Consider the following 26,624-nt stretch of genomic DNA (forward strand, 5'->3'; position numbering starts at 1 on the left):
GACCCCCTCAGCGCGCCGGCAGCCCGATCACCTTGGTCTCGAGGTACTCCTCGAAGCCCGCGATCCCGTTCTCGCGCCCGACGCCGCTCTGCCGGTATCCCCCGAACGGCGTATCGACGGCGAACCACATGGCGCCGTTGATCGAAAACGTTCCGGTGCGGATCCGGCGCGCCACGGCGAGCGCCCGTTCCTCGCTCGCGCTCGTCACCGCACCCGAGAGGCCGTAGATCGAATCGTTGGCGATGCGCACGGCATCGTCGTCGTCCTCGAAGGGAATCACGGCCAGCACCGGACCGAACACCTCCTCCTGCGCGAGCGTCGAGGCGGGGGCGACGTCGACGAAGAGCGTCGGCTCCACGTAGTAGCCCCTCGGCAGATGCTTCGGCACTCCGCCTCCGACGGCGAGGGTCGCACCCTCCTGCTTCGCCTTCGCGATGTACCCGAGCACGCGCTCGCGTTGACGTTCGCTGACGAGCGGCCCCATCAGGTGCGCGGGATTTCCGGGGTCGCCGTACTTGAACGTGCGGAAGGCCTCCGTGACGATCGCGACCCCCTCGACGTAGCGCGACCTCGGCAGCAACAAGCGCGTCGTGATCGCGCATCCCTGCCCCGCGTGCGTGCAGACGGTGCCGATCTGCGCGAGGGCGCTCGGCAGGTCGGCGTCGTCCAACATGATCGTCGCCGACTTGCCTCCGAGCTCGAGAAACACCTTCTTGACGGTCGCACTCGCGCTCGCCATGACGCGCCGGCCAGTCGCGGTCGAGCCCGTGAAGGTCACCAGATCGACCCGCGGATCGCTCGCAAGCATCTCGCCGAGGAGGTGATCGGTCGAGGCGACGACGTTCACGACGCCCGGCGGAATGTCGGTGCGCTCGGCGACGAGGCGGCCGAGCATCGTGGCCGACCACGGCGTGTCGGGCGCCGGCTTCAGCACGACCGTGCAGCCGGCGGCGAGCGCCGGACCGAGCTTGCAGAGGTTCAGATAGAGCGGGAAGTTCCACGGCGTGATCGCCCCGACCACCCCGGCCGCCTCCCGCCGCAGGATGCGTCGGCTCACCATGCCCATGAACGACATGTCGGCCATCGGCCGCTCGAACTCGTAGCTGCCCGCGAGATCGACGTAGAACGGCATCCAGTCGATCGCCTGGTCGCACTGCACGGTGTAGGCGAGCATGAGCGGCGCCCCAGCTTCCGCGACGACCACCTCGCGGAGCTCCTCTTTGGCGCCGAGCAGCGCCTGGTGCAGCTGTTCGAGGCACCGTTTGCGGCGCGCGTGGTTCGTCGACCAGTCGGTCTGGTCGAAGGCTCGGCGCGCCGCGCCGATCGCGCGATCCATGTCCGCGCGGGTGCCGTCGGCCGTGACGCCGATCACCGCCTCGGTCGCGGGATCGACGTTCGGGAACGTCGCGCCATTCGACGCCTCCACGAGCCGTCCGTCGATGAAGTTGCGGGTCTCGGGATTCACGATCCGTCTCCTTCGCGCGCGACTCAGGGGCGCATGAACTGACCACCGTCCACGTTGAGGACATGGCCGGTGATCCACGCCGCCTCGGATGACAACAGGAACAAGCAGGCGCCGACGATGTCCTCCGGCGTGCCCACCCGCGCGAGCGGCATCTGGGCCAGCATCTGCTTGAGGTACTGCTGCGGGACGATGCTGCGGGTCGCCTCGGTGTCGGTCGGCCCGGGGGCGATCGCGTTCACCCGGATGCCCCAGACCCCCAGCTCGCGCGCGACCGACTGCGTGATGCCGTTCAGGGCGAGCTTCGCGATCCCGTAGAAGCCGATTCCCATCCAGGCCGCCGTCGAGCTCTGGTTGACGATCGCGGCGCCCGGCCGCTTCCCCATGGCCTCGTAGCAAGCGCGGATGCAGAGCAACGCCCCGTGCATGTTCACGTCCATGAACCGCTTGTAGTAGTCCCAGTCGACCGCGATCAGCGGCGCGACCTGCATTCCGTGGTAGATGGCCGCGTTGTTGACGAGGTAGTCGATGCCGCCGTACGCGGCGATGGTCGCGTCGGCCATCGCCTTCGTCGACTCCGGCGACGCCACGTCGACGCGCACGAAGCGCGCATCCCCTCCGCCCGACCGGATCTCTTCGGCGACGCGGGCGCCCTGCGCCTCGTTCACATCGCCGACCACGACCAGGGCGCCCTCGCGCGCGAGCGCCTTCGCGTAGGCCTCGCCGATGCCCTGCCCCGCACCCGTGACGATCGCCACCTTCTCCCGGAATCGCATCCGTTCTCCTGTCTCAGGCGCCGCCGCCGCGCTCCGGATTCACCTGGATCACGTCGATGTGCACGCCGGGCGGCGCCGTGACGGCGGCGACGACCGCGAGCGCGACCTGGTCCCCGTCCATCATGTCCATGTGGCGCATGAAGCCCCACTGTTTCCACGAGTCGAGCACCCGCACGAGGATGTCCGGCTCCCAGCCGAAGCCGAACTCGCTGCGCGTCGCGCCCGGCCGCACGATCGTGCTGCGCACCCCGGTTCCCTCGAGATCGCGCCGCAGCACCTGCGCCATTCCCTCGACGCCCGCCTTCGACGCGGTGTAGCCGAGCTGAAACGGACGCGGCTCGACGACGTTCATCGACGAGATGAAGACGAGGTCGCCGCGCCGGCGCTCGAGCATCGACGGCAGCGCGCGGCGCGCCACGAACATCGGTCCGAACAGGTTCGTGCGGATCTCGTGCTCGAGTTCGGCGATCGGCACCTCGTGGAGGAGGCCCGGCCGCCCGATACCCGCGTTGCTCACCACCACGTCGATCGGTCCGAGCGCCGCTTCGGCGGCGCCGAAGAACGCGTCGATGCTGAGGACGTCGGTGACGTCGAGCGCCTGCGAGAACGCCCGGCCGCCCGCCGCCTCGACGCCACCTGCTACCTCCCGCAGGAGCGGCGTCCGCCGCGCTCCGAGCGCGACCGACCAGCCGAGGGCCCCGAGCGCCCGCGCGATCGCGGCGCCGATCCCCGCAGAGGCGCCGGTCACCACCGCCGTCCGCGTCACGCTCATCCGCACCCTCCCCTTCCCGGCGTGAACGTCACCGGCAAGGAGGCGAAGCCCCGTACGTTGACCGAGTGCACGCGCACCATCCCCACCGGCTCGATCGCGAAGTCCGGGAAGCGCCGCTGCACCTCCTCGAGCGCCACGCGGCCCTCCAGACGCGCCAGCGATGCCCCGAGGCAGAAATGCGTGCCGTGGCCGAACGACAGCATCGCGCTCGTGTCGCGCGTCAGGTCGTAGCGGTCCGCATGCGGGAAGACGCGCTCGTCGCGATTCGCCGACCCGACCAGCAGCACGAGACGGTCGCCGTCGCGCAGGCGACGTCCGTGCAGCTCCACGTCGCCGGTCACGGTACGCGCGAGCGCTTGCGTCGAGCCGTCGTAGCGCAACGTCTCCTCGACCCAACGTGGGATCATGCCGGGATCCCCGGCGACCAGGCGCCGCTGATCCGGGTTCCGCGCGAGCCAGTACACGGCGTTCCCCAGGAGCTTCGTCGTCGTCTCGTTTCCGGCGATGATCATCAGGAAGAGGAAGGCCAGGATCTCCATGTCCTCGAGCCGGTCGCCATCGATCTCGGCCGTGAGCAGCGCCGCGGTGAGATCGTCCCGCGGGCGGGCGCGATGGTCGGCGACCAGCTGGGTGAAGTACGCCAGCAGGTGCATCGCCGCCTGCATGCCCGCGGGAGGCACGTCGGTCATGCCCTCCTCGCGGTGCACGACGGTATCGGCCCACTGGCGCAGCTGATCGCGATCCGGCTCCGGAACGCCGAGCATCTCGCTGATGACGTCCATCGGGAACTTGCCGGCGAAGTCCTTGATGAAGTCGCACTGCCCGCGCTCGATGAAGGCGTCGATGTGACGGTTCGCCAGCGCCCGGATGCGCGGCTCCAGCTCCGCGACGCGACGCGGCGTGAAGCCGCGCGACACCAGCGCCCGCATGCGCGTATGGCGGGGCGGATCCATCGCCAGGAACGACATCATCGCGTGCGCCCGCGGGTGCGAGGACGCGCGGTCGAGCGACACGCCGTTGCGATTGGAGAAGCGGGCCGGGTCACGGAAGGCCGCGAGCACGTCGGCGTGCCGCGACAAGGCCCAGAACTCGAGGCGGTCGTTCCGGTAGGCCGGCGCCTCGGTCCGCAGCGCGGCGTACGTCGGATACGGATCCTCGTGCATCTCGTAGGCGTAGGGATCGTACTCGACCATCGGTGCCGACGCGCTTACCACCATTTACATATTGCGCACAAGGCAAATTGAAACTAAGGTCCGCCCCCATGTCCACGCGTGCCGGCTTCGTCGGTCTCGGCTCGATCGGCCGTCCGATGGCGCGCCGCCTCTGCGGCGCCGGGCTCGCGACGACCGTCTACGACCTCGTGCCGGGGGCCGTCGCGGAGCTCGTGGCGGCGGGCGCGTCCGCCGCCGCGTCGGCGCGCGCGGTCGCCGCCGCGTCGGACGTCGTCGGCGTATGCGTCCGCGACGACGCCGACGTCCGGGCGGTCGTGCTCGGCGACGATGGTCTGCTCGCCGGCGCGGCTCCGGGGTCCATCATCGCCATCCACAGCACGATCCTCCCGCGCACCATCCGCGAGCTCGGCGGCGCGGCGCGCGCGCGCGGCGTCGGGCTGGTGGACGCCTGCGTCACGGGCGGTCCGACCGGCGCCGAGCAGGGCCGGCTAACCTACATGGTGGGCGGCGACGCCGCGGACGTCGAGCGCTGCCGACCGGTCTTCACGACCGCCGCGCGTTCCATCGTGACCACCGGAGAGCTCGGCACCGGAGCGGCCACCAAGCTCTGCAACAACCTGATGACGTACCTCGGCTTCCTCGCGGCGTTCGAGGCGACGACGCTCGCGCGCGCCGCCGGCCTCGCGACGAGCGCCTTCGAGGAGGTCACCCGCAGCAACGGCAACCTGACCGAGCAGATGCAAGCGTTCCTCATGCTGCACCGGCTTTCCGCCGAGCAGCGCCGCGAGCCGGACTTCCAGCGGATGCTACGCGGTTACACCACGCTCGCCGAAAAGGACCTCGCCGTGACGCTCGCTTTCGCGCGCGAGCACGGCGTCGCGCTGCCGGGCACGGGCCTGTGCCAGCAGGTGATGGCGCGCGTCTACGGCCTCGAGGACCCCAAGCGCCGCTGAGCGCGGCACGGAGGTAGCCATGTCCGATCCGGATCGCCGTACAGCCGGCCTCGCGAGGTTCGACGAGGTGATGCGCTTCACCCCGCCCGACATGCCGGGCGACGTCTTCCTCGACGCGACGATCGAGCATCTCTTCGGCGCCGTGTGGTCCCGACCGGGGCTCGGCGTCCGCGAGCGCCGCCTCGTCACGCTCACCATCCTCATGGGCCTGGGGAACGAGATGACACTCCGGCTCCACTTCGGCGCGGCGATGAAGAGCGGTGACCTCAGCGACGCCGAGATCGACGAGCTGATCCTGCACGTCGCGCACTACGGCGGCTGGCCGCAGGCTGCGATCGCCTCGCAGGTGGTACGCCAGCTGCGCGCAGAGCGCATCTGACCGCCATGCGCGCCGTTCGCGCGCGGCGGGGCGGAGCCTCGGCGCCGCGCGTCCGACGGTCGCACGCCGAGCGCAGCGCCACGACGCGCGCCCGCATCATCGCGGCCGTCGTCGACGTGATCGCGCGCGACGGATTCCAGGGCTTGACCGCGCAGCAGGTCGCCGCCCGCTCCGGCATGACGTGGGGCGCCGTACAGCACCACTTCGGCGGCAAGGATTCGCTGCTCCTGGCGGTGCTGGAGGATTCCTTCGCGCGCTTCGCGGAGCGCGCCGAGCGCGCGCCGCTCGCAGGGCGAGGCCTCGCCGCCCGGGCCGCGCTCTTCGTCGATCTCGCCTGGGATCACTTCCGGAGCCGCCAGTATCGGGCGACCTTCGAGATCCTGCTGAACCACCTGGGTCGCGACAAGCATCGGAGCGCCGGCAACTGGCGGGTCGAGATGTCGCGGGGGTGGGATCGCGTCTGGTCGCGCATCTTCGCCGACGCGAAGCTGCCGCGGAAACGGAGCCTCGTGCTCCAGCACTTCACGCTTTCGGCCCTCTCAGGGCTCGCGGCGACCCTCATGCTGCAAGGCGCGGACGCCGAGCTGCTGCGCGGCGAACTCGACGTCCTGAAGGCGACGCTGCGGCGTGAGCTGGCCGCGGGCTAGCGAATCGTCACCGCCGCGTTCGAGATCACCAGCGCGTCGCGCTCCTTCGCTTTGCACTCGAGGAGGATCGTGTCGCCCTCCTTCCAGTACGACGTGACGTAGGTCTCGCCCGGAAACGCGACCCCGGCAAAGCGTGCCTGGTAACGCGCGACCTTGGCCACGTCGCCGTCCAGCACGTGGTCGACGATCGCCTTCAGCGTGATCCCATACGAGCAGAGCCCATGGATGATCGGACGGTCGAAGCCGCCCATCGCCGCGAAATCCGGGTCCGCGTGCAGCGGATTCTTGTCGCCGTTCAGGCGATACAACAGTGCTTGCTGTGGAAAGCTCGGCGATTCGATCACGCCATCCGGGGGGCGCTGTGGCGCGACGTTGCCGGTCTTGGGTCCGGGAGGGCCGCCGAACCCGCCCTCGCCGCGGAGGAAGAGAGCCATGCGATTCGTGAAGAGCGGCGTGCCGCTCGCGTCCTTGGCATGAACCTCGAGGATCGCGACCGCGGCTTTGCCCTTGTCGTAGACGTCGGCGACCTTCATCTGGCCGGTGACGCCCTCGGCGGACGGCGGCAACGGGTTGTGGATCTCGACGTCCTGCTCGCCGTGCAGCAGCATGAACGGATTGAACTCGAGGCCGGGCATGTTGAGGATGTCGCCCATCGGACGGAACTTCACGACCACCGCGAACGACGGCAACACCTTCAAGCTCTTCTCGTAGGTGTACGCGAGCTCGTTGGCATCGGTCGGCGGAACGCCGGCGCCGATACCCAGGTGGTAGAGGATCACGTCGTCGTTTCCCCACGACGCTTTACCGGTGGGAAACGTAGCGGCCATGGCCTTCGCGCGGTCGATCGGCATAGGTCGGGCTGAGTAGTACGATTCGCCGGCGGCGCACAAGAGCGGACCGTGCTTTGCACTGCCGAAGGTCCTTTGCTAGCTCCGCCGGATGACCACGCGGTCCGCCCTCCACACGCGTATCTGCGATCTTCTCGGCGTCCGCTACCCGATCGTGCAAACGGGCATGGGGTGGGTCTCGGGCGCAGAGCTGACGGCGGCGACGAGCGCCGCGGGCGGGTTCGGCATCCTCGCCGCCGCCACGATGACGGAGGACGAGCTTGACGCGGCGATCCGCGCCGTCCGCGACCGTACCGACGCGCCCTTCGGCGTCAACATGCGCGCCGACCAACAGGGGGTGGAGCGGACCGCCGATCTCGTGATCCGCCACCGGGTCACGCTCGCGAGCTTCGCCGGACCCCCGAAGCGCGACCTCATCGCGCGATTGCGGGACGGCGGCGTGCTCACGATGCCGACGATCGGCGCGCCGCGCCATGCGGCGAAGATGGCCGAATGGGGCGTCGACGCGGTGATCGCGCAGGGCCACGAGGGCGGCGGCCACACCGGGCCGATTCCGACGTCACTGCTGCTGCCCGCCGCGTGCCGCGCGACGGACATTCCCGTGCTCGGCGCCGGCGGCTTCAATAGCGGCCGCGGCCTGGTCGCGGCCCTGGCCTACGGCGCGGCGGGGATCGCCATGGGTACGCGCTTCCTCCTCACCAAGGAAAGCACCGTGCCCGACCACATCAAGGCGCAATACCTGCGCGCGAGCCTCACCGACACCGTCGTCACGCACGCCATCGACGGCGCCCCGCAGCGCGTCATTCGCACGCCGGTGATCGACCGGCTGGAGCGCGTCAATCCGCTCCTGCGGCTGCCGCGAGCGCTCGCGAACGCGCTCGGACTTCGCCACCTGACCAAGACCTCCCTCCTCGATTTCGCCAAGGAGGGGCTCGCCATGCGGAAGAGCCGCGAGCTCACCTGGTCGCAGCTGGCGATGGCGGCGAACGCGCCGATGCTGACCCGCGCCAGCATGGTCGACGGCAAGCTCGAGGTCGGCATCCTGCCGACGGGACAGGTCGTGGGCGTGATCGACGAGCTGCCGGGCGTCGCCGACGTCCTCGCGGAGATCATGCGCGAGGCCGACGAAACCCTGGCGCGCCTCGCCGGCGAGGACGTCGTCGCCGCTCCGCGACGGGAGCGCGCCTGACCGTGGACGCGCGTTTCTCTCCGGCCGACGAGGCGTTCCGCGACGAGGTCCGCGCCTGGCTCGACGAGAACCTCGTCGGCGAGTTCGCGGCGCTCCGCGGGCGCGGCGGCTCGGGCGACCTCGCCGGCGCGGTCGACGTGCGTCGCGCGTGGGAGAAGAAGCTCGCCGACGGCGGCTGGACCTGCGTCGGCTGGCCGAAGGAATGGGGCGGCCGCGGGCTCGAACTCAGTCGGGAGGTCATCTTCAACGAGGAGTACGCGCGGGCGCGGGCGCCCGGCCGGCTCGGCCATATCGGCGAGACCCTCCTCGGACCGACACTCATAGCCTTCGGCACGCAGGCCCAGAAGGAGCGCTTCCTGCCGCCGATCGTCCGCACCGAGGAGCTCTGGTGCCAGGGGTACTCGGAGCCGAACGCCGGCTCGGACCTCGGCAACGTCCAGTGCCGGGCCGAGCGCCACGATGATCAGTGGATCGTGACCGGCCAGAAGGTCTGGACCTCGCTCGCCACGATCTCCGACTGGTGCTTCGTGCTCTGCCGCACCGACCCGACGGCCCCGAAGCATCAAGGCATCACCTACCTCCTCGTGCCGATGAAGCAGCCGGGCGTCGAGGTGCGACCCATCCGCCAGATCACCGGCACCGCCGAGTTCTGCGAGGTCTTCTTCGACGGGGCACGCACCGACGCCGCGCACGTCGTCGGAGAGGTGAACGGAGGCTGGCAGGTCGCCATGGGCACGCTCGCCTTCGAGCGCGGCGCGTCCACCCTCGGCCAGCAGATGATGTTCGCGATCGAGCTCGACCAGGTGATCGCGGCCGCCAAGGCCAACGGCGCCGCACGGGATCCCGTCATCCGCCAGCGCATCGCCGACGCGTGGATCGGCCTCAGGATCATGCGCTACAACGCGCTCCGCATCCTCACCGCCGCGGAGGGCGGCGCCGCGCTCAGCCGGGAGGCGCTGGTGACGAAGCTCTTCTGGGCGACCTGGCACCGCGATCTCGGGAAGCTCGCCGTCGACGTGCTCGGAGCGCGCGCCGAGATCCGCACGGCGGGCGCGATCGACGACTACGAGGTCGACGAGCTGCAGCGCCTCTTCCTCTGGACCCGCGCCGACACCATCTACGCCGGCACCAACCAGATCCAGCGCAACATCATCGCGGAGCGCGCTCTCGGCATGCCGCGCGAGCCGCGCTTCGAGAGCAAACGATAGCCGTGGCTCCCCCCCCGCCTCCCTGCCCGTCCGGCCACGCGCTCCTCGCCGGCAAGACGGTCCTCGTCACCGCTGCCGCCGGCACCGGCATCGGGTTCGCCACGGCGAAGCGCTGCGCCGAAGAGGGGGCGATCGTCGTCATCAGCGACCAGCACGAGCGCCGCCTCGCGGAAGCCGCGGAGCGGATCGCGCCGATCATGGGGCGCCCTCCGACGACCGTCGCCTGTGACGTGACGATCGAAGCGCAAGTCCAGCGCATGGTCGACGCCGCGATCGCCGAGACCGGCCGGCTCGACGTCCTCGTCAACAACGCCGGCCTCGGCGGCACCGCGAACCTCGTCGACATGACCGACGAGCAGTGGCTGAAGGTCCTCGACGTCACGCTCACCTCGGCGTTCCGCTGCACGCGCGCCGCCTTTCGCCACATGTTGCCGCGCGCGGCGGGCGTGATCGTCAACAACGCGAGCGTGCTCGGCTGGCGCGCGCAGGCAGGCCAGGCGCACTACGCGGCCGCCAAAGCGGGCGTCATGGCGCTCACGCGCTGCGCCGCGATCGAGGCGGCTCCGGCCGGCGTACGCGTGAACGCGGTCGCACCGAGCCTGGCGCTGCACCCGTTCCTGCAGAAGAGCGCTCCGAAGGATCTCCTCGACGAGCTCGAGACCCGCGAAGCCTTCGGCCGCGCCGCCGAGCCGTGGGAGGTCGCGAACGTGATCGTCTTCCTCGCGAGCGACTACTCGACCTACATGACCGGCGAGATCGTCTCGGTGAGCTCGCAGCACCCGTAGACCCGTTGACGCATCCGTCGGGGCCCGAGGTATGCCGGGCGCGACGCCACCCCGGGGATCCCGCGCCGAGCGCTCGCCCGGCGCTTGACGTGAACGTGGAGAAGGCTCTAAGATTGAAGCTGCCTCCAGGAATCGCATGAACGCCGCCGTCGCACAGATCCCCGTGGAAGGCCGCCGAGAGCGGAAGAAGCGCGAGCTCCGCCTGCGCATCTATCAGCAGGCGCAGGAGCTCTTCCTCGGCCAGGGCTTCGAGGCCACGACCGTCGAGCAGATCGCCGCCGCGGCGGACATCGCCCCGGCCACCTTCTTCAATCATTTCCAGAGCAAGCACGCGCTGCTCGGCGAGATGACGATCGAGGTCTTCGACCACCTCCAAAACCTCATCGAACAGTACCTTCTGCGGCCCGGAAGCGCCCAGGACCGCCTCGCGGGCTTCGCGGAGCACGCGGCGCAGGACGCTTCGGCGGCGCGCGGCGTCGCCCGCGACCTCGTCTTCGAGCTGATGCGGACGCGGGGCCGACCGGGCGAGCCCCCGCCCTACCTCGAGCGGATCTTCGCGCCGATCGTGAAGACGCTCCGCGAAGGCCAACGCAGCGGGGAGGTCCGCACGGATCTCGACGCCGCCTTTCTCGCCGAGATGGTCCTCGGCGCTCTGAACGCTCCGTTCATCAATTGGATGAACGATCCCGACTACCCCCTCGAACAACGGTTCCGGCAGGCAGCGGTCTTCATCGGCGAGGCCATTCGCCCGACGGCCGCGCGCCCGCGCCGGAAGACTCGGTGACCGACATGTACAGCGACATCGACATCCTCGACGCGAAGATCTGGGGCGTCGGCGCCCACGAGCGGTTCCGCTGGCTTCGCGAGAACGATCCCGTGCACTGGGACGCGAAGAACGCGATCTGGGCCCTGTCCAAATATGCCGACGTCGTCTATGCCTCCAAGCACAACGAGATCTTCTGCTCGGGCGAAGGCACCCGACCGAACATGCCGACCAAGCTCTCCATCGTCGACATGGACGAGCCGCGCCACGGCCAGCTGCGGAACCTGATCAACCAAGGCTTCAAGCCGCGCCGGGTCGGAGAGATCACCGACCGCTTCCGCGCCTTCACCATCGAAACGCTCGACAGGCTGGCGCCGAAGGGCGAGTGCGACTTCGTGCGCGACATCGCGGTGCCGATGCCGATCGAGGTGATCGCCGACCTGATCGGCATCCCCAAGACCGATCGCAACAAGCTCCACCACTGGTCGGACACGATGATCGCGAGCGACGGCAACTACGACGACATCGAGACCATGCAGCGCGCCGCGAACGCCTTCGCCGAGTACGTCGCGTACATCGAGGACACGATCGAGTCGCGCCGGAAGGAGCCCAAGGACGATCTCGTGAGCGTGCTCGTCCACGCGCGCGACGGCGGCCTCCTCGGTGAGACGGAGGTCGTCGACGCGACGAAGCTGCCTTCCGAGCATGCGATGGAGATGGCGAAGGACGAGCTCACGATGTTCCTCGTGACGCTCCTCATCGCCGGCAACGAGACCACCCGCAACGCCCTGACCGGCGGGATGAGCCAGCTCATCGAGAACCCCGGCGAGAAGCAGAAGCTGATCGACGATCCGAAGCTCATTCCGACCGCCGTCGAGGAGATCGTGCGCCACGTCTCGCCGGTGCAGAACTTCGCCCGGACGGCGACCCAGGACACGGAGCTCCGCGGTCGCGCGATCAAGAAGGGCGAGAAGATCCTGCTCATGTACCCGTCGGCGAACCGCGACGAGGAGGTCTTCACGGATCCGGACGCCTTCCGGGTCGATCGCGATCCGAATCCGCACGTCGGCTTCGGCATCGGCAACCATTTCTGCCTCGGTGCGAACCTCGCCCGCATGGAGATCCGGGTCATGCTCGAGGAGATCCTGAAGCGCATGCCCGACATCGCGTACGCGGACGGACCGCCGAAGACGCACCCGTCCCTGCTGGTGCGGTCGTTCACGCACATGCCGGTCAAGTTCACCCGCAAGGCCTGACGCCCGAAGCCGAACGGGACGACACGCGGCGTTCGCCGACCTGCCGCGACGTACGCTGGCCCGGCGCGCGGTCCGGGTGTCGTCCCTCCTCGTCCTGCCGGGCGACCGCGCTCAGGGCACGGTCAGCTGCAGTTCCGGTTGCGTGAAGGCGGCCGGACCCGGGAATCCCGCGACGGTGTTCGTCGCCGCATTGTCGCCCGCGATGCAGTAGATGCCGACGCTCACACCCTCGGGCGTGTGCGGCGCACCTTGCCGCACGATGCCGGAGTTCACGAAACAGGCGCGCTTCTTCGCGATGCAGGTCTCGTCCGGCCGACAGTAGGGGCAGGTCGGCGGCGCGCAGTCGCTGGCCGACGAGCACGGCTGGTAGGTCGTGATCGAGCACCAGGCATCGTCGGGTCCGGCGGGGCAGAAGCCCTCTTGCGCCGAGCCGTCGTCGCCCGGGTCCACCCGGCAATCGGCGAGGTGGCAGAACCCGCCCGGGCACTCGCTGTCCACCGCGCACTCGATCGCGTCGTTCGTACCGCCGACACACGCGGGCTGGCAGGCGTTCGGTCGCAGCTGTCCCGGGCAGAAGCACTGCGGCGCGCACGTCCCGCCGGGGCATTCGCTCTCGGTGGCGCACGGCCGCCCGGCGCTCGCGCCGTCGATGCATGCCTTCCCGGCGAAGGTCGCCTCACCGCACTGGACGCTCGGCGCCATGCTGACGGTTCCGGTGGTCCGCAGCGGGATGTAGAGGTCGAGGCCCGCGGCTGACGTGATCTGCGCCGCGGGCTCGGGAGGGCAATCCACGCTCGTCGTGCCGAAGAACGGGTGCGTGCTGCCGAACGGCACGCCGTCGCGGCACGCCTTGCCCGCGTTCGGACCATCGCTGCAGACCGGCGCCGTGATGCACGGACCCTGGTTCGTGGCGCAACCATCGTCGTCCTCGCAGCGCTCACGGCTGATGGCACAGAAGCCGCCGCACACGGGGCACGGCTTGTCCGCCGACCCGACCGTGCGTCCGAAGGTGCGCGAGCGCTGCGGCGCGCGTACCGCCGACTCGCCGGTCGCCACATTCACCGTCCCCACCACGTCCTCGCTCCAGATCGTCACGTTGCAGACCGTGACGCCGCCCACCGCCAAGGGATTGGGCGGTGCGGCGAGCGTCGTCATGCAGTAGTCCCCGGGGGCATCGCACACCGGGTCCGCGGGCATGTTCGGATCGCACTTCTTCTGCACGTCCCGAAAGCAGTGCGGCCCCGTGGCCGTTCGGTCCTTCCGGCACATGCCCTGGCCGAAGAACGCGCAAATGGCGTCGCCGGTCGTCCCGGAGGGCTTCGACAACGCGACGCCACACGGCGAATGCGGCGGCAGGGAGCAACTCGGGCCGACGTTGCAATTCCCGAAGCCGTCGCAGTCGTAGAGGCGGCTGACGTATCCGCCGCCTTCCGCGACGCCCTGGTCCGCGCTGTTCCCCGTCCAGCCATTGTCGGTGTCGGCCGCGGCGTGCTCGACGACCCGGAGACGCGGCCTGTCGGTGCAGAGGCAGGCGAAGAACCCGTCCGGTTCGAGCGCCGAGCCGCACTGGTCGGGACAGGCGGCGTCGTCGGTGCCGTCGCATTCCTCGCCGAGGTTGTTCACGACCCCGTCGCCGCAGAGGCCGCCGCGGACCGCGTACTCGTAGTCGATAAGGTCGGGCGGCACGTCGATCGCGGGTCCGTCGATGCGGGTGCGATGGCCGTCGATGAGGCAGCTCGCCGCGGCGTCGGCGGTGGTCGCGTTCGGCGTGCAGACGCCGAGGCTCGCAACGACGCCGTCGCTGCACCGGGCGAGGACGGCGTCGCGGAGCTTCGTGTCGCATTTCGTGATCGTCGCGACCGTCTTCTCGTCCTCCGTGGCGCAAAGGTGTGGCGGCACGCTCGGCAGCGCCTCCTTGAGAGTCTTGGCACGGCACTTCTGAACGGCCTTCAAGGTGCACGCCGTGTAGGACGCGCTCTGCTTCGCGATCTCGCGCTGGCAGAGGATCTGGTCCTTCGGAAGCGGCGCCGCGAGACCGGCGTCGGACTGGAGCGCGATCATCTCGCCGACGATCGTCGTGTGGCTGTCACGGATGCAGTCGGCGAGGTCGTCCGGCGTGAACCCGTCGCCGAGGTTCGCGTCAGGGCACGGTCCGGGAAATCCGAGCGCGGCGAGGCCCGCCGACGGAAGCACGCACGTCTTCGCGAGCTTGGCCCGGAGGACACCCTCGAGCTTCACGAGCGCCGCCGGATCGGGGGCGGCGCAGGTCCCCCCGGCGAGCACCCTGCCGCGACAGTGCTGTTCCAGCTTCATCCTGGCCCGCGCGAACGCGAGACCGGCTTTTCCGATCGTATTCAGGCACTTGACCTGCGCAGGGGCGAAGGAATCAGCGCGGCTCGGCGCCAGGAGCGACACGCTGCACGCGACGAGCAACAGCAGGCGAACCTTCGCAACGATCATCAAGTCGACTCCTTTCGACGGAGCGGGGGCGGCACCCGGGCTTCGCCTCCTTCCTGACACTGACCGTCCGGTCGATGCAAGCACTTCCCGGGGGTCGGCAGCGGATTTTCGCTTCGCCGTGCGTCATGCACGGGCGGACGCGCCGTCGGGTACTCAGCCCGCCGCTTCGATCGCCCCGCGCAGAACCGCCGCCGCGATCGCCTGCGGGCTCATGCCGAGGATCTCGCCGAAGACGTATTGGTGGTCGCTGCCGATCGCCTGGCCGGTGACGCCGGTCCGGGGGCGCGGATCGGTGAGGCCGAGGGGCACGCCGGTCGCGACCACCTCGCCGCGGGTGAGATGCCGGAGGGTCTCGAAGAACCCGCGCGCGGCGAGCTGGGCGTCGGCCGCGATCTCCGCGATCGTCCGCACGACCCCGGCCGCGACTCCCGCAGCGCGCAGCGCGTCCATGACGGCCCGCGCGTCGCGGCTGCGCGTCCATCCCTCGACGAGCGCATCGAGCGCCTCCACGTTCGCCACGCGCGCCGCCGCGTCGGCGAAGCGGGCGTCATCGCGCCACTCCGCGTGCCCGACCGCCGCGCAGAACCGCCGCCACGCGTCCTCGCTCTCCACCGCGATCGCGCACCAGCGATCGTCGCCGCTGCAGCGGTAGCATCCGTGCGGCGCCGCGTGCGCCGCGCGATTTCCGGCGCGCCCCGGCACCCGACCCGTCGTCGCGACCTCCGCGACGACGTCGCCGATCGCCGCGACCGTCGCTTCGAGCTGCGCGACGTTCACGTACTGTCCCTCGCCCGTCCGGTCGCGATGCGCGAGCGCCGCGAGCACCGCGACGAGCCCGTGGAGCGCGCTCAGGACGTCGGGGTACGCGTACTGCGTGATCGTGCACGGCCGCTCCGGAAACCCCGAGAGCGTCGCGAGCCCCGCGAGCGCCTCGATATTGGGCCCCCAGGTCACGTAGCCCCGCTGCGGTCCACGGTCGCCGTAGCCCGAGGTTCCCAGCATGACGAGGTCGGCCTTCACGGCGCGCAGCGCCTCCCACCCGAGGCCGAGCTTGTCGACGACGCCGGCGCTGTTGTTCTCGATGACGACGTCCGAGCAGGCCGCGAGCCGCCGCGCGAGCGCGACCGCCTCCGGATTCTCGAAGTCGAGCGCGACGAACCGCTTCCCGGCGTTCCAGTCCGTGAACCAGGGCGAGCCGGTCGGATCGACGCCGCGTTCGGGCGCGCGCGGCGGCACGTAGAGCCGTACGACGTCGGGGTGGCGCCGCGACTCCACCCGAACGACCTCGGCGCCGCAGGCGGCCATGAAACGGCCGATCCAGGGTCCGGCCATGGCGACGGTGAGCTCGAGGACGCGGACGCCGGCGAGCGGGCCGGCGGTCGCGGCGCCACCGCCTGCCGCGCAAGCGAGACCGGCGGCCGTCGCGCCCGCGGTGCCTTCCGACCTTTCCGGGCCGGCCGCGCCGCATGCCCCCGCGCCGTCGCCGCTCGCGCGCCGTGGCGCGATCGCATCCGTCCCTTCGCCGACCCGCGGCGCGCCCCGCGCCGCGCGGCAGGGCGTCGCGCCCAGCCGATACGGCGGACCCGTGACGGTGACCGTGGTCCCGTCGGCCTGCGGCACGCGCGTGAAGAACCCGCGCGCCGCCAGGTGCGCGTCCCGCACGACGGCGTCCGCCGTCCGGACCGGCGTGAAGGCGAGATGTCGGCGCTGCCCTTCGTGGTAGACCTCCTCGACCGTGAGCCGCGTCGTCAGCTCGGTGACGTAGGTGTCGACGATGTCCCGGTAGGGGATGCGGCGCGACGACGGCCCCTCGAAGAGCGGGTCGCGCACGCTCTCGATCCCCGTCACCTCGTGGATCCACGCCGCGAGGACCTGCCAGTGCCGCGGCCGGTTCACCATGAGGTAGACGAGCCCGTCGCGGCACGGGTACGCGCCCGATGGGACCGACGCGAAGAGGCCCGTGCCGCTTCGCCGCGGCACGATGCCGTCGTCGCGCCACTTGCCGATGCCGCAGATGTGGGTCGCGGATACGACCGCCTCGAGGAGCGAGACGTCGACGCGCTGCCCGCGCCCGGTCCGGTCCGCCTGGCGGAGTGCGAGCAACGTCCCCGCCGCCGCGGCGAGGGACGCCGTGACGCCGGCCTGCCGGCCGGCGAGCCGGACCGGCGGATCCTCGGCCTCCCCCGTAACGTGCAGCGCGCCGCCGAGCGCGGCCGCGACGAGATCGCTCCCCGGCGCCCCACGCTCCGGTCCGGTCTGCCCGAAGGGGGTGATCGATGTCATGACCAGGCGCGGGTGATCGACGCGGAGCGCCTCGAACCCGAGCCCCAGGGCGTCGAGCGCTCCGGGCCGCCACGTCTCGACGATGGCGTCGGCGTCGGCGGCGAGCGCCGCGAAGCGCGCACGGTCGGCGGCGCGCGCAAGGTCGAGCACGAGGCTCCGCTTGCCGCCGTTCATGGCGACGAAGAACCAGCTGGCGAGGTCGGCTGCACCCTCGCCGCGAAAGGGCGGCAGCCGGCGGGTCGCGTCGCCGCCGGGCGGCTCGATGCGGATCACCTCGGCGCCGAGGTCGGCGAGGAGCTTCCCGCAGTACGCGCCGGTCGCGTCGACGAGCTCGAGCACGCGGCGGCCCGTGAGTGCGCCCATCCGGTGCACCATGGCGTGGCTTGTACGCGAAATCAAAACTTGGCATGGAGGCGGTCGCCTTGAGTACTCCGTCCGCCTCCTGGGATCATTCGGTCGATCTCCTGATCGTCGGCTCCGGCGCCGGCGCGATGGCCGCCGCCATCTGCGCCCACGATCGCGGCGGCAAGATCCTTCTGCTCGAGAAGACCCACCTCTACGGCGGCTCATCGGCGATGTCTGGCGGCTCGCTCTGGATCCCGAACAACCACCTCATGGCGGCCGCCGGAGTGAACGACTCGCCGGACGACGCTCTCACGTACCTCAAGCACATCACGCGCGGCGCCGTCCCCGAGGAGAAGCTCGTCCGTTACGTCGAGGCGTCGCCGAAGATGCTGCGCTACCTCAGCGAGCGCGGCCGGCTGCGGATGCAGGCGATGCTGACGTACACCGACTACTATCCCGAGGCGCCGGGCGGAAAGCCGGGCGGACGCTCGATCGAGCCCGAACACTTCGACGCCCGCGAGCTCGGCGACGACTTCGCGCGCCTGCGCGAGCCCGCCCTGCAAGAGCTCGTCATGGGCCGCATGTCGATGACGGCCACCGAAGCGCACCATCTCCTGGCGCGCCACCCGGGATGGATCGGCCTCACGAGCAAGATCATGTCGCGCTACTGGCTGGACGTCGGGCAGCGCGTGAAGAGCAAGCGCGACCGCTGCCTGTCGCTCGGCAACGCCCTGGTCGGGATGCTGCGGCGGACGATGCTCGACCGCCAGATCCCGCTCTGGCTGGAGACGGCGGCACGCGAGCTCGTGGTCGAGAACGGGCGGGTCCTCGGGCTCGTCGCCGAGCAGCGGGGGCGCGCCATCCGCATTCGCGCCGAGAAGGGCGTCGTGCTCGCCGCCGGCGGCTTCGAGAGCAACGACGCGATGCGGAAGCAGTACCTCCCGACCCCGACGGACGCCTCCTGGACCACTGCGAATCCCGGCAACACGGGCGACGCGATCCAGATGGGCCTCGCCCTCGGCGCCGGCGTCGACCTCATGGACGACGCCTGGTGGGGGCCGACGACGGTGGTCCCCGGCGAGACGCGCGCTCGCATGCTCGTCATCGAGAAGGGCCTCCCGGGCAGCATCTTCGTGAACCAGCGCGGGCGGCGCTTCCTGAACGAAGCGTCACCCTACAACGACATCTGCAAGGCGATGTACGTGCAGCACACGCCCGAATCGCCGTGCGTGCCGGCGTACATGATCTTCGACGCGACCTATCGAAAGAAGTATCCGTGCGGCCCGTTCTTCCCCGGCTCGCAGCAGCCCGACTGGATGTTGCCGCGCCAGCTCAAGGAGGCGCGCTATCTCAAGAAAGCCGCCACACTCGACGGGCTGGCGGCCGAGCTCGGCATCGACGCCGTCGGTCTGCAGGCGTCCGTCGCGCGCATGAACGAGTTCGCGCGCAACGGCAAGGATCTCGACTTCCGCCGCGGCGAGAGCCTCTTCGACCGCTACTACGGCGACGACAAGGTCCAGCCGAACCCCTGCCTCGCGGCGATCGAGACGCCGCCCTACTACGGGCTCGTCATCTATGCCGGCGACCTCGGCACCAAGGGGGGCCTCACCGTCGACGCCGGCGCGCGCGTGCTCCATGCCGACGGCTCGGTCATCGACGGGCTCTTCGCGATCGGCAACTGCTCGGCGTCGGCGATGGGACGCACCTACCCCGGCGCGGGCGGCACCATGGGCCCCGCGATGACCTTCGGCTACATCCTCGCCTGCGAGAACATCGGCAACTAGCGTCGGCATGCCGTTCAAAGTCGAGACCGGTCTCCTGAATCCGGAGACCGCGCAGTACGCCGGCAAGGGACAGGCGAAGCCGACGATCGCGGACATCGCCGCGGCGGCTCGCAAGACCGAGGCGCTCGGCTTCGACGGCGTCTGCACGCCGGAGGCGGGACACGATCCCTTCCTCCCGCTCACGATCGCGGCCGAGCACACCGCCACGATCCACCTGGGAACCAACGTCGCGATCGCCTTCCCGCGCAGCCCCATGGTGACCGCCCAGCTCGCCTGGGACCTGCAGCAGCTGTCGGGCGGCCGCTTCAATCTCGGCCTCGGCACGCAGGTGAAAGGCCACAACGAGCTCCGCTACGCGACGCCGTGGACCAGCGGACCGGGTCCGCGCCTGCGCGAGTACGTGCAGTGCCTGCGGGCCATGTTCGACGGCTTCACGACCGGCAAGGTGACGGCGCTCGAGGGCCAGCACTACCGCTTCAGCCTGCTGCCGCCCTTCTTCAACCCCGGCCCCATCGACTACCCGGCGCCGCCGATCTACATCGCCGCCGTCAACACCTACATGGCGAAGCTCGGCGGCGAGCTCTGTGACGGGCTCCGTCTCCACCCGATCGGCACCTTCGCCTACACCAGAGCCGTCGTGCTGCCGGCGATCGCCGCCGGGGCAGGCAAGGCCGGCCGCTCACCCGCCGAGGTGAACGTCATCGGAGCGCCCTTCCTCGCGACCGGCAGGACCGAGGCCGACGTCGAGAAGGCGAAGCAGGCGCTCAAGCAGCACGTCGCGTTCTACGCCTCGACCCGCACCTACCACACGGTGCTCGCGCACCACGGCTGGGAAGAGCTCGGTACGCGCCTCCACCGATTGTCGCGCGAGGGCAAATGGCAGGAGCTGCCGGCCCTCGTGACCGACGACATGCTCGCCGAGTGGGCCGTGATCGCGACCCACGACCGCCTCGCCGCCGAGGTCCGGAAGCGGTGCGAGGGCATCTTCTCCACCGTGCTCCTCGACCTGCCGGGCGATCTCGCCCGCGACGAGGATCGTGTTCGCGACATCGTCCGAGCCCTCCACCGATAGAGAGCAGTCCCAGGAGACCACCATGGCCGAGCACCCCGTCCTCTTCGCGGTCGAGCACGGCGTCGGCGTCGTCACGCTGAACCGCCCTGAGCGCATGAACGCCGTCAATTGGCCGATGGCCGCCGAGCTCGTGACGCTCTTTCGCGACCTGCGGTTCCGCGACGACGTCCGCACCATCGTGCTGACCGGCGCCGGCCGCGGCTTCTGCGCGGGCGGCGACGCCGAGTGGCTCTCCGGCGGCACCGACCGGGGCATTCCGGGCCTCTCCGACAAGCCGCTCGAGCGCTACCAGAAGAAGACCCCGGCGGGGCCCTTCGCCGAGCTCGTACGGACGATGATCTTCGACGTCGACAAGCCGATCGTCGCCGCCATCAACGGTCCCGCGATGGGCGCCGGGCTCGCCTTCGCCCTCGCCTGCGACCGCCGCTTCGCCGATCCGTCCGCTCGTATGTGCGCGGCCATGGTCCGCCTCGGCTTCAGCCCCGATTGCGGCGTCACCTGGCTCCTTCCGCGCGTCACCAACCTCTCGACCGCGCTCATGATGGTCGAGACGGGCTGCATCCTCGACGCGCGGCAGTGCCTCGAGCATCGCCTCGTCGACGAGCTGACCGAGGAAGGCAAGGCCCTCGACGCCGCGATGGACTACGCGAAGAAGCTCGCGCAGGGCCCGAGCGTCGCCGTCGATCTCGCGCGGCGCTGCATCTACAAAGCGGCCAACGGCGCCCCGCTCGAAGAGATCCTCGACTACGAGGCCGTCGCCGGCACCATCACCGCCAACACGGCCGACGCCGCCGAGGGCACGAAATCCTTCGTCGAGAAGCGGAAGCCGGTCTTCAAGGGCTGCTGAGCGCTTCGCGCGGCCCCCTGTGCGGCGGCGGCGGTCCTGCTACAAGGCCGCATGACCGGAGCCTCCGTCCCGCGCGAGGTCACGCAAGCGAAGCTCGACCGGCTCGCCGCGGCGACGCTCCGCCACACGCCGTCGCAGCGCTACACCGTCGCCGACCGGTTCGAGGAGCGGGCGCGCGCGCACGCCGACCGGACGTTCCTCCTCTACGAGGAGACGCGCGTGTCGTACGGCGCGCTGAACGCGGCCGCCAACCGCCTGGCGCGCGCCCTCCGCGGCGCGGGGATCGTGCGCGGGCGGCCGGTCGCCCTCCTCATGGAGAACCGCCCCGAGTTCATCACGACCTGGCTCGGGTGCGCGAAGCTCGGCGTCGCGGTTGCCCTGATGAACACCCAACTGCGCGGCGACGTGCTGCGCCACGCCCTCGCGACGACGGGCGCGCAGGCCCTCGTCGCCGGCGCCGAGCTCCTCGACGCCGTCGCCGGCATGGGCGAACGCGCGCACGAACTCGCGCTCCCGATCTACGTCGTCCCGGATCCCTGGGGCCCGGACGCTCCGGCGACGCCGCGCCCCGCGCTCCCGCTCGTGGACCTCGACGCGCGCGCGGCGGAAATGCCCGCGACCGACGTCGATCCGGGGGTCCGCGCCGAGCTCCGCGGCGGCGACGACCTCTTCCACGTCTTCACCTCCGGGACGACCGGGCTCCCGAAGGCGGCGCGCCTCTCGCACATGCGCTACCTCGGCGTCGGCGACGGCATGTCGGCAATCGCCGAGTACGGACCAGACGACGTGATCGCCTGCGTGCTCCCGCTCTACCACGGCGCCGGCGGGATGGTGGTGATCTCGTGCGCGCTCTCCCAGGGAGCCACCGTCGCTCTCCGGCGCCGCTTCAGCGCCTCGCGCTTCTGGAAGGAAGCCCGCCGCGACGGCGTCACCGCCTGCCAGTACGTCGGAGAGCTCTGCCGCTACCTCCTGAACGCCCCGCCCTCGCCCGCCGACCGCGACCACCGCCTGCGGGTCATGATGGGCGCGGGCCTCGGCGCCGACATCTGGCGTCCCTTCCAGGAGCGCTTCGGGATCGCGCGCATCCTCGAGGGCTGGAGCTCGACGGAAGCCAACACGAGCCTCATCAACCTCGACGGCAGGGTCGGCTCGTGCGGCCGCATCCCCTTCAAGGAGCGCCACAACGGCCGGCTCATCCGCTACGATGTCGCGACCGACACGCATCCGCGGACACCCGAGGGCCGCTGCATCGAGTGCGCTCCCGGCGAGGTCGGAGAGTTTATCGGGATGATCCTTGATCTCCCCGATTCCGGCGCCGGCCGTTTCGAGGGCTATACCTCCGAGAACGCGACCGAGCAGAAGATCCTGCGCGACGTCTTCCGGCCGGGCGACCGCTGGTACCGCTCGGGCGATCTCCTGTCCCACGACGCGGACGGCTACTTCGCCTTCGTCGACCGCATCGGCGACACCTTCCGCTGGAAGAGCGAGAACGTCTCGACCCAGGAGGTGGCCGAGACCGTTGGCGCCTTCGCTGACGTCGCGATCGCGAACGTCTACGGCGTCACGGTCCCCGGCGCCGAGGGCCGCGCCGGCATGGCCGCCCTCGTCCTGCGCCCGGAGGTCGCGTTCGACGGCGCGCGCTTTCATGCGTTCACGGCGGAACATCTGCCGGGCTACGCGCTGCCCCTCTTCGTCCGGATCGTCGCGAACGCCGACGTCACGTCGACCTTCAAGCTCCGCAAGGGTGATCTCCAGACGGAAGGCTACGATCCGGCCCGCGTCCACGATCCGCTCTTCGTCCGCGACGAGGCCGCGCGCGCCTACGTCCCGCTCACACCCGAGCGGTACGCATGCGTCGCGGCGATCCTGGGCGTCGCGGCGCCGCGCGCCTCCTCGTGAGGGCCACGGTGCGTCGCGTCGCGGTCGTTCTCCTCGCGCTGGCCCCGCTGTCGACGCCGGTGGCACGCGCCGACCCCCCGCCGCTCGAAGCGCTCGCGCCGCGCTGGGACGCCGGAAGGGTCGAGGCGGGCACCGAGGTGCGCCACACCTACGAGCTCCGCAACCGCGGCCCGCGACCGCTGCAGATCAGCGTGAAGCCGGGCTGCGGTTGCACGACGGCCGCTTACGACAAGGAGATCCCTCCGGGCGGCACTGGCAAGGTGACCGCGGTCCTCGACACGACGCACGTCCGCGGCCGGGTCGAGAAGATCGTGGACGTCCTCACCAACGATGCGATGCAGCCCGTCGTCACGCTCACCATTCTCGCCGAAAGCGTGCGCGCGCTCGTGGTCGAGCCGGGCGACCAGCCGACGTTGCGCGGCCCGCTCGGGAAGCTGCCGCCGCTCACGCTCACCGTGCGCGCGCCCGAGGGCGCCCCCTTCGCGATCACCGCGGTCGACGCCGAGCCGAACGTACGGGCCACCTACGCGCCCGACGACGGGGACGAGGACGAGGCCGACCCGAAGGCAAAGCACCGCCGCTGGCGCGTCACCTTGACGGCGGCCGCCGATCTGCCCGTCGGCATCCACCACGCCACCGTGACCTTGCGGACGACGGCGCCGCGCGCGGCGCGCTTCGCTCTGCCGTCGACGCTCGTCGTCACCGGGCCGCTCGTCGCCATGCCGCGCGAGCTTCGCGTCGGTGCGCGCCATCCGACGGCGAGTGTCCGTGTCTCGTCCGTCGACGCCGCCGCGTTCCGCGTGCTGCGGGTCGATCCGAGCGATCCCGACCTCGCCGCCGAGTCGCGCGCCGTCCCTGACCAGAATGCGTGGGACGTGACGGTCCGTTACGTCGGGAAACCGACGCGCCACGGCCCGCTCAACGCGGTCGTGACGATCGTCACCGACGCGCCCGAGCAGCGGATGCTCGTGATACGCGTGAGCGGCGGTTTGTGACGAGATCCCCGCGGGCCGCGCCACGCCCGCCATCGGCACAGCGCGCATGCGACGCTACAAGGCGCTCGCCGCATCGTCGCGCACAGCGCTCCCGGCCAGCGCACAGGTTGCAGTTGGCGACTTGCGGTCGAAGGATCGGTGTGAGATCGCATTGGGACGGCGTCGTCGCCGAACCGCGACGTCGCCGTGTGCATATCCGGCCTTCAGGATGTCCTCGCTCCCTCGCTCCTCGCGCCGCCGCCGACTCTGGTGCGGACGCATCCTCGCGGCGCTCTGCGCCGTCCTCGCCGCCGCCGCGCGCGCGCACGGAGCGACGCTACCGAGCGGTTTTCAGGAGTCGGTCGCCCTGAGCGGCTTGTCGTTCCCGACCGCCGTCCAGTTCGCGGGCGACGGCCGCGTCTTCGTCGCCGAGAAGAGCGGCATCATCAAGGTCTTCGACGACCTGAACGACCCGACGCCCGACGTGTTCGCCGACCTCCGCACCAACACGCACAACTTCTGGGATCGTGGCCTCCTCGGCCTCGTGCTGCACCCGAGTTTCCCGACGGTCCCCTACGTGTACGTCCTCTACACGCTCGACGCGGCCATTGGCGGAACCCCGCCGCGCTGGGGCTACTTCGGCTCGACCTTCGACGGCTGCCCGAACCCGCCCGGCGACACGACCGACGGCTGCGTGGTCGCCGGCCGCGTGTCGCGCCTCACCGCCGCTGGCAACGTCATGACGGGCGCCGAGCAGGTCTTCGTCGAGAACTGGTGCCAGCAGTATCCGAGCCACTCGATCGGCACGATCGCCTTCGGGTCCGACGGCGCCCTCTACGTGAGCGGCGGCGACGGCGCGAGCTTCAACTTCGCCGACTACGGCCAGCACGGCTTCCCGACCGCCAATCCCTGCGGCGACCCGCCCGGCGTCGGCGGCGTGCCGACACAGCCCACCTCGGAGGGCGGCGCGCTCCGCAGCCAGGATCCTTTCACCAGCGGTGATCCCGTCAGCTACGACGGCAGCGTCATCCGCCTGAACCCCGTCGACGGCACGCCCATGCCCGACAATCCGCTCGTCGGGAACGCCGACGCCGGCGATGATCCGGTCATCGCCTACGGCCTGCGCAACCCGTTCCGGCTGGCGGCGCGTCCCGGCACGAACGAGCTCTGGATCGGCGACGTCGGCTGGGATGGCTGGGAGGAGATCGACCGCATCGGGCACACCGGAGACCTCCTCGTCGAGAACTTCGGCTGGCCCTGTTGGGAAGGTCTCGGCATCCAGCCGAACTACTACGGGACCTCGACGATCTGCTCGGCGCTCGCCGCCGCGCCCGGCAGCGTCACTGACCCGGCCTTCGCCTATGACCACGCCGCGCCCGTCGTGACGGGCGAAAGCTGCAGCACCGGCAGCTCCGCCATCACCGGCCTCGCCTTCTACGCGACCGGCGGCTATCCGGCCGCCTACGACGGCGCGCTCTTCTTCGCGGACTACTCGCGCAACTGCATCTGGGCGGCGCCCCTCGGCCCCGACGGCGAGCCCGACATGAGCCAGCGCCTCACCTTCGTCGCGGGCGCGGCGACGCCGGTCGACCTCAAGATCGGCCCTGGCGGCGACCTGTTCTACGTCGACATCAACGGCGGCCGCCTCATGCGGGTGAGCTACGTGGCGGCGAGCCAGCCGCCGATCGCCGTCCTCGACGTCGACACCACCGACGGGCCGACGCCGCTCACGGTCCAGTTCGACGGCACGGCCTCGAGCGACCCCGACCCCGGCGACACGCTCGCGTTCAGCTGGGACCTCGACGGCAACGGAACCTTCGGCGATTCGACGCTGCCGGCGCCGCAGATCGCGTACGCGAGCCCCGGCACGCGCACGGTGAAGCTCCGCGTGACCGACCCGCACGGCGCCACGGCGGTCGCTTCGGTGGTGATCACGTCGGGCAACACGCGTCCGACGCCGGTGATCCTCACGCCGAGCGGCGCGACCACCTGGCAGGCCGGCACCGTCATCAATTTCTCGGGGACGGCGACCGACCCCGAGCAGGGCACGCTCGCAGCGTCGGCGCTCACCTGGACGCTCGTCGTCCAGCACTGTCCGTCAAACTGCCACGAGCACACGGTGCAGACGTTCGAGGGCATCGCGTCGGGCTCGTTCACGGCCCCGCAGCACGACTACCCGACCCACCTCGAGCTGCGCCTCACCGCCACCGACGCGGGCGGACTCACGCGCACCACCAGCGTCGTGCTCCAGCCCGAGACGGTCGAATTCGGCGTCGGCACCGACCCGCCGGGCCTGCTCGCCACGGCGGGAACGACCAGCACAACCACGCCCTTTCTCAAGACGGAGATCGTCGGCACCACGTTCACGCTCCTGACCACGTCGCCACAGGATCTCGGCGGCGTCACGTACGCCTTCGTGTCGTGGTCGGACGGCGGCGCGCGGAGCCACGACGTCGTCGCGTCGGGCGCGACGACGAGCTACGTCGCCCTCTTCGAGCCGATTTCGTTGACACCGACGCCTACCGGAACGCCGACCGCGACCGTCACCCCGACGCCGACCGCCACCCGCACCACGACGCCGACGCCGACCGCCACCGCCACCCGCACCACGACGCCGACGCCGACCGCCACCGCCACCCGCACCACGACGCCGACGCCGACCGCCACCGCCACCCGCACCACGACGCCGACGCCGACCGCCACCGCCACCCTCACCGCAACGCCGACGCCGACCGCGACCGCCACCCTCA

Annotated in this window: 21 protein-coding genes; 14 read left to right on the top strand and 7 right to left on the bottom strand. The window is 70.8% G+C overall.

Features of this window, described 5'->3' with window-relative positions; genetic code table 11:
* Positions 1 to 7: 7 nt before the first annotated feature.
* The 4 genes from IT293_10290 to IT293_10305 are packed head-to-tail and all read right to left on the bottom strand — an operon-like array spanning position 8 to position 4,227.
* Complete coding sequence (locus IT293_10290) at positions 8 to 1,465, bottom strand: aldehyde dehydrogenase family protein (protein MCC6765041.1); 1,458 nt, start codon at positions 1,463 to 1,465, stop codon at positions 8 to 10.
* Positions 1,466 to 1,488: 23 nt separating this feature from the next.
* The gene (locus IT293_10295; protein ID MCC6765042.1) at positions 1,489 to 2,238 is read right to left on the bottom strand and encodes an SDR family oxidoreductase; all 750 of its coding nucleotides are present in this window, start codon (positions 2,236 to 2,238) and stop codon (positions 1,489 to 1,491) included.
* A gap of 13 nt (positions 2,239 to 2,251) precedes the next feature.
* A complete protein-coding gene (locus IT293_10300; protein ID MCC6765043.1) occupies positions 2,252 to 3,010 on the bottom strand; it encodes an SDR family NAD(P)-dependent oxidoreductase in 759 nt (252 codons plus the stop codon).
* Positions 3,007 to 4,227 (bottom strand): cytochrome P450, encoded by a 1,221-nt coding sequence (locus IT293_10305; GenBank protein MCC6765044.1) that lies wholly within the window; start codon positions 4,225 to 4,227, stop codon positions 3,007 to 3,009. The genes IT293_10300 and IT293_10305 overlap by 4 nt, the downstream gene beginning before the upstream one ends.
* Before the next feature lie 44 nt (positions 4,228 to 4,271).
* Here IT293_10305 and IT293_10310 point away from each other — a divergent pair, with 44 nt between their 5' ends.
* Genes IT293_10310 through IT293_10320 form a run of 3 tightly spaced genes read left to right on the top strand, consistent with a single transcriptional unit; the run spans position 4,272 to position 6,161 of the window.
* Positions 4,272 to 5,135, top strand: a complete 864-nt coding sequence (locus tag IT293_10310; GenBank protein MCC6765045.1) for an NAD(P)-dependent oxidoreductase — start codon at positions 4,272 to 4,274, stop codon at positions 5,133 to 5,135.
* Positions 5,136 to 5,154: 19 nt separating this feature from the next.
* The gene (locus IT293_10315) at positions 5,155 to 5,514 is read left to right on the top strand and encodes a carboxymuconolactone decarboxylase family protein (GenBank protein ID MCC6765046.1); all 360 of its coding nucleotides are present in this window, start codon (positions 5,155 to 5,157) and stop codon (positions 5,512 to 5,514) included.
* A gap of 5 nt (positions 5,515 to 5,519) precedes the next feature.
* The gene (locus IT293_10320; GenBank protein ID MCC6765047.1) at positions 5,520 to 6,161 is read left to right on the top strand and encodes a TetR/AcrR family transcriptional regulator; all 642 of its coding nucleotides are present in this window, start codon (positions 5,520 to 5,522) and stop codon (positions 6,159 to 6,161) included.
* On the opposite strand, the gene IT293_10325 is transcribed toward IT293_10320, so the two are convergent.
* Positions 6,158 to 7,012, bottom strand: coding sequence for a MaoC family dehydratase N-terminal domain-containing protein (locus tag IT293_10325; protein MCC6765048.1), 855 nt, complete (start codon positions 7,010 to 7,012; stop codon positions 6,158 to 6,160). The two genes, IT293_10320 and IT293_10325, sit on opposite strands and share 4 nt — an antisense overlap.
* An 88-nt stretch (positions 7,013 to 7,100) precedes the next feature.
* On the opposite strand from IT293_10325, the gene IT293_10330 reads away from it, so the two are divergent.
* The 5 genes from IT293_10330 (at position 7,101) to IT293_10350 (ending at position 12,210) form a co-directional block, all read left to right on the top strand.
* Positions 7,101 to 8,198: a nitronate monooxygenase gene (locus IT293_10330; protein ID MCC6765049.1), complete on the top strand. Its 1,098-nt coding sequence runs from the start codon at positions 7,101 to 7,103 to the stop codon at positions 8,196 to 8,198.
* A gap of 2 nt (positions 8,199 to 8,200) precedes the next feature.
* Positions 8,201 to 9,406: an acyl-CoA dehydrogenase family protein gene (locus tag IT293_10335; GenBank protein ID MCC6765050.1), complete on the top strand. Its 1,206-nt coding sequence runs from the start codon at positions 8,201 to 8,203 to the stop codon at positions 9,404 to 9,406.
* A 2-nt stretch (positions 9,407 to 9,408) separates the two neighbouring features.
* Positions 9,409 to 10,191, top strand: coding sequence for an SDR family oxidoreductase (locus tag IT293_10340; protein MCC6765051.1), 783 nt, complete (start codon positions 9,409 to 9,411; stop codon positions 10,189 to 10,191).
* Between the two features lie 136 nt (positions 10,192 to 10,327).
* A complete protein-coding gene (locus IT293_10345; GenBank protein MCC6765052.1) occupies positions 10,328 to 10,975 on the top strand; it encodes a TetR/AcrR family transcriptional regulator in 648 nt (215 codons plus the stop codon).
* A complete protein-coding gene (locus IT293_10350) occupies positions 10,972 to 12,210 on the top strand; it encodes a cytochrome P450 (GenBank protein ID MCC6765053.1) in 1,239 nt (412 codons plus the stop codon). Before IT293_10345 ends, IT293_10350 begins: the two co-directional genes overlap by 4 nt.
* A 111-nt stretch (positions 12,211 to 12,321) precedes the next feature.
* Here the strand turns inward: IT293_10350 and IT293_10355 are convergent, their stop codons facing one another.
* Both IT293_10355 and IT293_10360 read right to left on the bottom strand, forming a co-directional pair.
* Entirely contained in the window at positions 12,322 to 14,670 is a 2,349-nt protein-coding gene (locus tag IT293_10355; GenBank protein MCC6765054.1) for a hypothetical protein, read from the bottom strand.
* A gap of 153 nt (positions 14,671 to 14,823) precedes the next feature.
* Positions 14,824 to 17,328, bottom strand: coding sequence for a CoA transferase (locus IT293_10360; protein ID MCC6765055.1), 2,505 nt, complete (start codon positions 17,326 to 17,328; stop codon positions 14,824 to 14,826).
* A gap of 32 nt (positions 17,329 to 17,360) precedes the next feature.
* Between IT293_10360 and IT293_10365 the strand changes: the two genes are divergently transcribed.
* From IT293_10365 to IT293_10390, 6 genes are all read left to right on the top strand, one after another.
* Entirely contained in the window at positions 17,361 to 19,082 is a 1,722-nt protein-coding gene (locus IT293_10365) for an FAD-binding protein (GenBank protein MCC6765056.1), read from the top strand.
* A gap of 7 nt (positions 19,083 to 19,089) precedes the next feature.
* Positions 19,090 to 20,154, top strand: a complete 1,065-nt coding sequence (locus IT293_10370) for a TIGR03617 family F420-dependent LLM class oxidoreductase (GenBank protein MCC6765057.1) — start codon at positions 19,090 to 19,092, stop codon at positions 20,152 to 20,154.
* A 22-nt stretch (positions 20,155 to 20,176) separates the two neighbouring features.
* Positions 20,177 to 21,001, top strand: coding sequence for an enoyl-CoA hydratase/isomerase family protein (locus IT293_10375; protein ID MCC6765058.1), 825 nt, complete (start codon positions 20,177 to 20,179; stop codon positions 20,999 to 21,001).
* 51 nt (positions 21,002 to 21,052) lie between these two features.
* Positions 21,053 to 22,900 (top strand): long-chain-acyl-CoA synthetase, encoded by a 1,848-nt coding sequence (locus tag IT293_10380; GenBank protein ID MCC6765059.1) that lies wholly within the window; start codon positions 21,053 to 21,055, stop codon positions 22,898 to 22,900.
* A gap of 8 nt (positions 22,901 to 22,908) precedes the next feature.
* Positions 22,909 to 23,895, top strand: coding sequence for a DUF1573 domain-containing protein (locus tag IT293_10385; protein ID MCC6765060.1), 987 nt, complete (start codon positions 22,909 to 22,911; stop codon positions 23,893 to 23,895).
* A gap of 208 nt (positions 23,896 to 24,103) precedes the next feature.
* Positions 24,104 to 26,624 (top strand): PQQ-dependent sugar dehydrogenase (locus tag IT293_10390; GenBank protein ID MCC6765061.1); only part of this gene is annotated, 2,521 nt, incomplete at its 3' end.

It is taken from the genome of Deltaproteobacteria bacterium (assembly GCA_020848745.1).
Classification (GTDB): domain Bacteria; phylum Desulfobacterota; class Binatia; order UTPRO1; family UTPRO1; genus UTPRO1.

Bases quoted from the DNA above. Each gene is read 5' to 3' on its own strand.
- IT293_10355 (MCC6765054.1), bottom strand. From the start codon at position 14,670: ATGATCGTTGCGAAGGTTCGCCTGCTGTTGCTCGTCGCGTGCAGCGTG.
- IT293_10375 (MCC6765058.1), top strand. From the start codon at position 20,177: ATGGCCGAGCACCCCGTCCTCTTCGCGGTCGAGCACGGCGTCGGCGTC.
- IT293_10365 (MCC6765056.1), top strand. From the start codon at position 17,361: ATGGAGGCGGTCGCCTTGAGTACTCCGTCCGCCTCCTGGGATCATTCG.
- IT293_10345 (MCC6765052.1), top strand. From the start codon at position 10,328: ATGAACGCCGCCGTCGCACAGATCCCCGTGGAAGGCCGCCGAGAGCGG.
- IT293_10320 (MCC6765047.1), top strand. From the start codon at position 5,520: ATGCGCGCCGTTCGCGCGCGGCGGGGCGGAGCCTCGGCGCCGCGCGTC.
- IT293_10295 (MCC6765042.1), bottom strand. From the start codon at position 2,238: ATGCGATTCCGGGAGAAGGTGGCGATCGTCACGGGTGCGGGGCAGGGC.
- IT293_10370 (MCC6765057.1), top strand. From the start codon at position 19,090: ATGCCGTTCAAAGTCGAGACCGGTCTCCTGAATCCGGAGACCGCGCAG.
- IT293_10380 (MCC6765059.1), top strand. From the start codon at position 21,053: ATGACCGGAGCCTCCGTCCCGCGCGAGGTCACGCAAGCGAAGCTCGAC.
- IT293_10300 (MCC6765043.1), bottom strand. From the start codon at position 3,010: ATGAGCGTGACGCGGACGGCGGTGGTGACCGGCGCCTCTGCGGGGATC.
- IT293_10310 (MCC6765045.1), top strand. From the start codon at position 4,272: ATGTCCACGCGTGCCGGCTTCGTCGGTCTCGGCTCGATCGGCCGTCCG.
- IT293_10330 (MCC6765049.1), top strand. From the start codon at position 7,101: ATGACCACGCGGTCCGCCCTCCACACGCGTATCTGCGATCTTCTCGGC.
- IT293_10325 (MCC6765048.1), bottom strand. From the start codon at position 7,012: ATGCCGATCGACCGCGCGAAGGCCATGGCCGCTACGTTTCCCACCGGT.
- IT293_10360 (MCC6765055.1), bottom strand. From the start codon at position 17,328: ATGGTGCACCGGATGGGCGCACTCACGGGCCGCCGCGTGCTCGAGCTC.
- IT293_10305 (MCC6765044.1), bottom strand. From the start codon at position 4,227: ATGGTGGTAAGCGCGTCGGCACCGATGGTCGAGTACGATCCCTACGCC.
- IT293_10315 (MCC6765046.1), top strand. From the start codon at position 5,155: ATGTCCGATCCGGATCGCCGTACAGCCGGCCTCGCGAGGTTCGACGAG.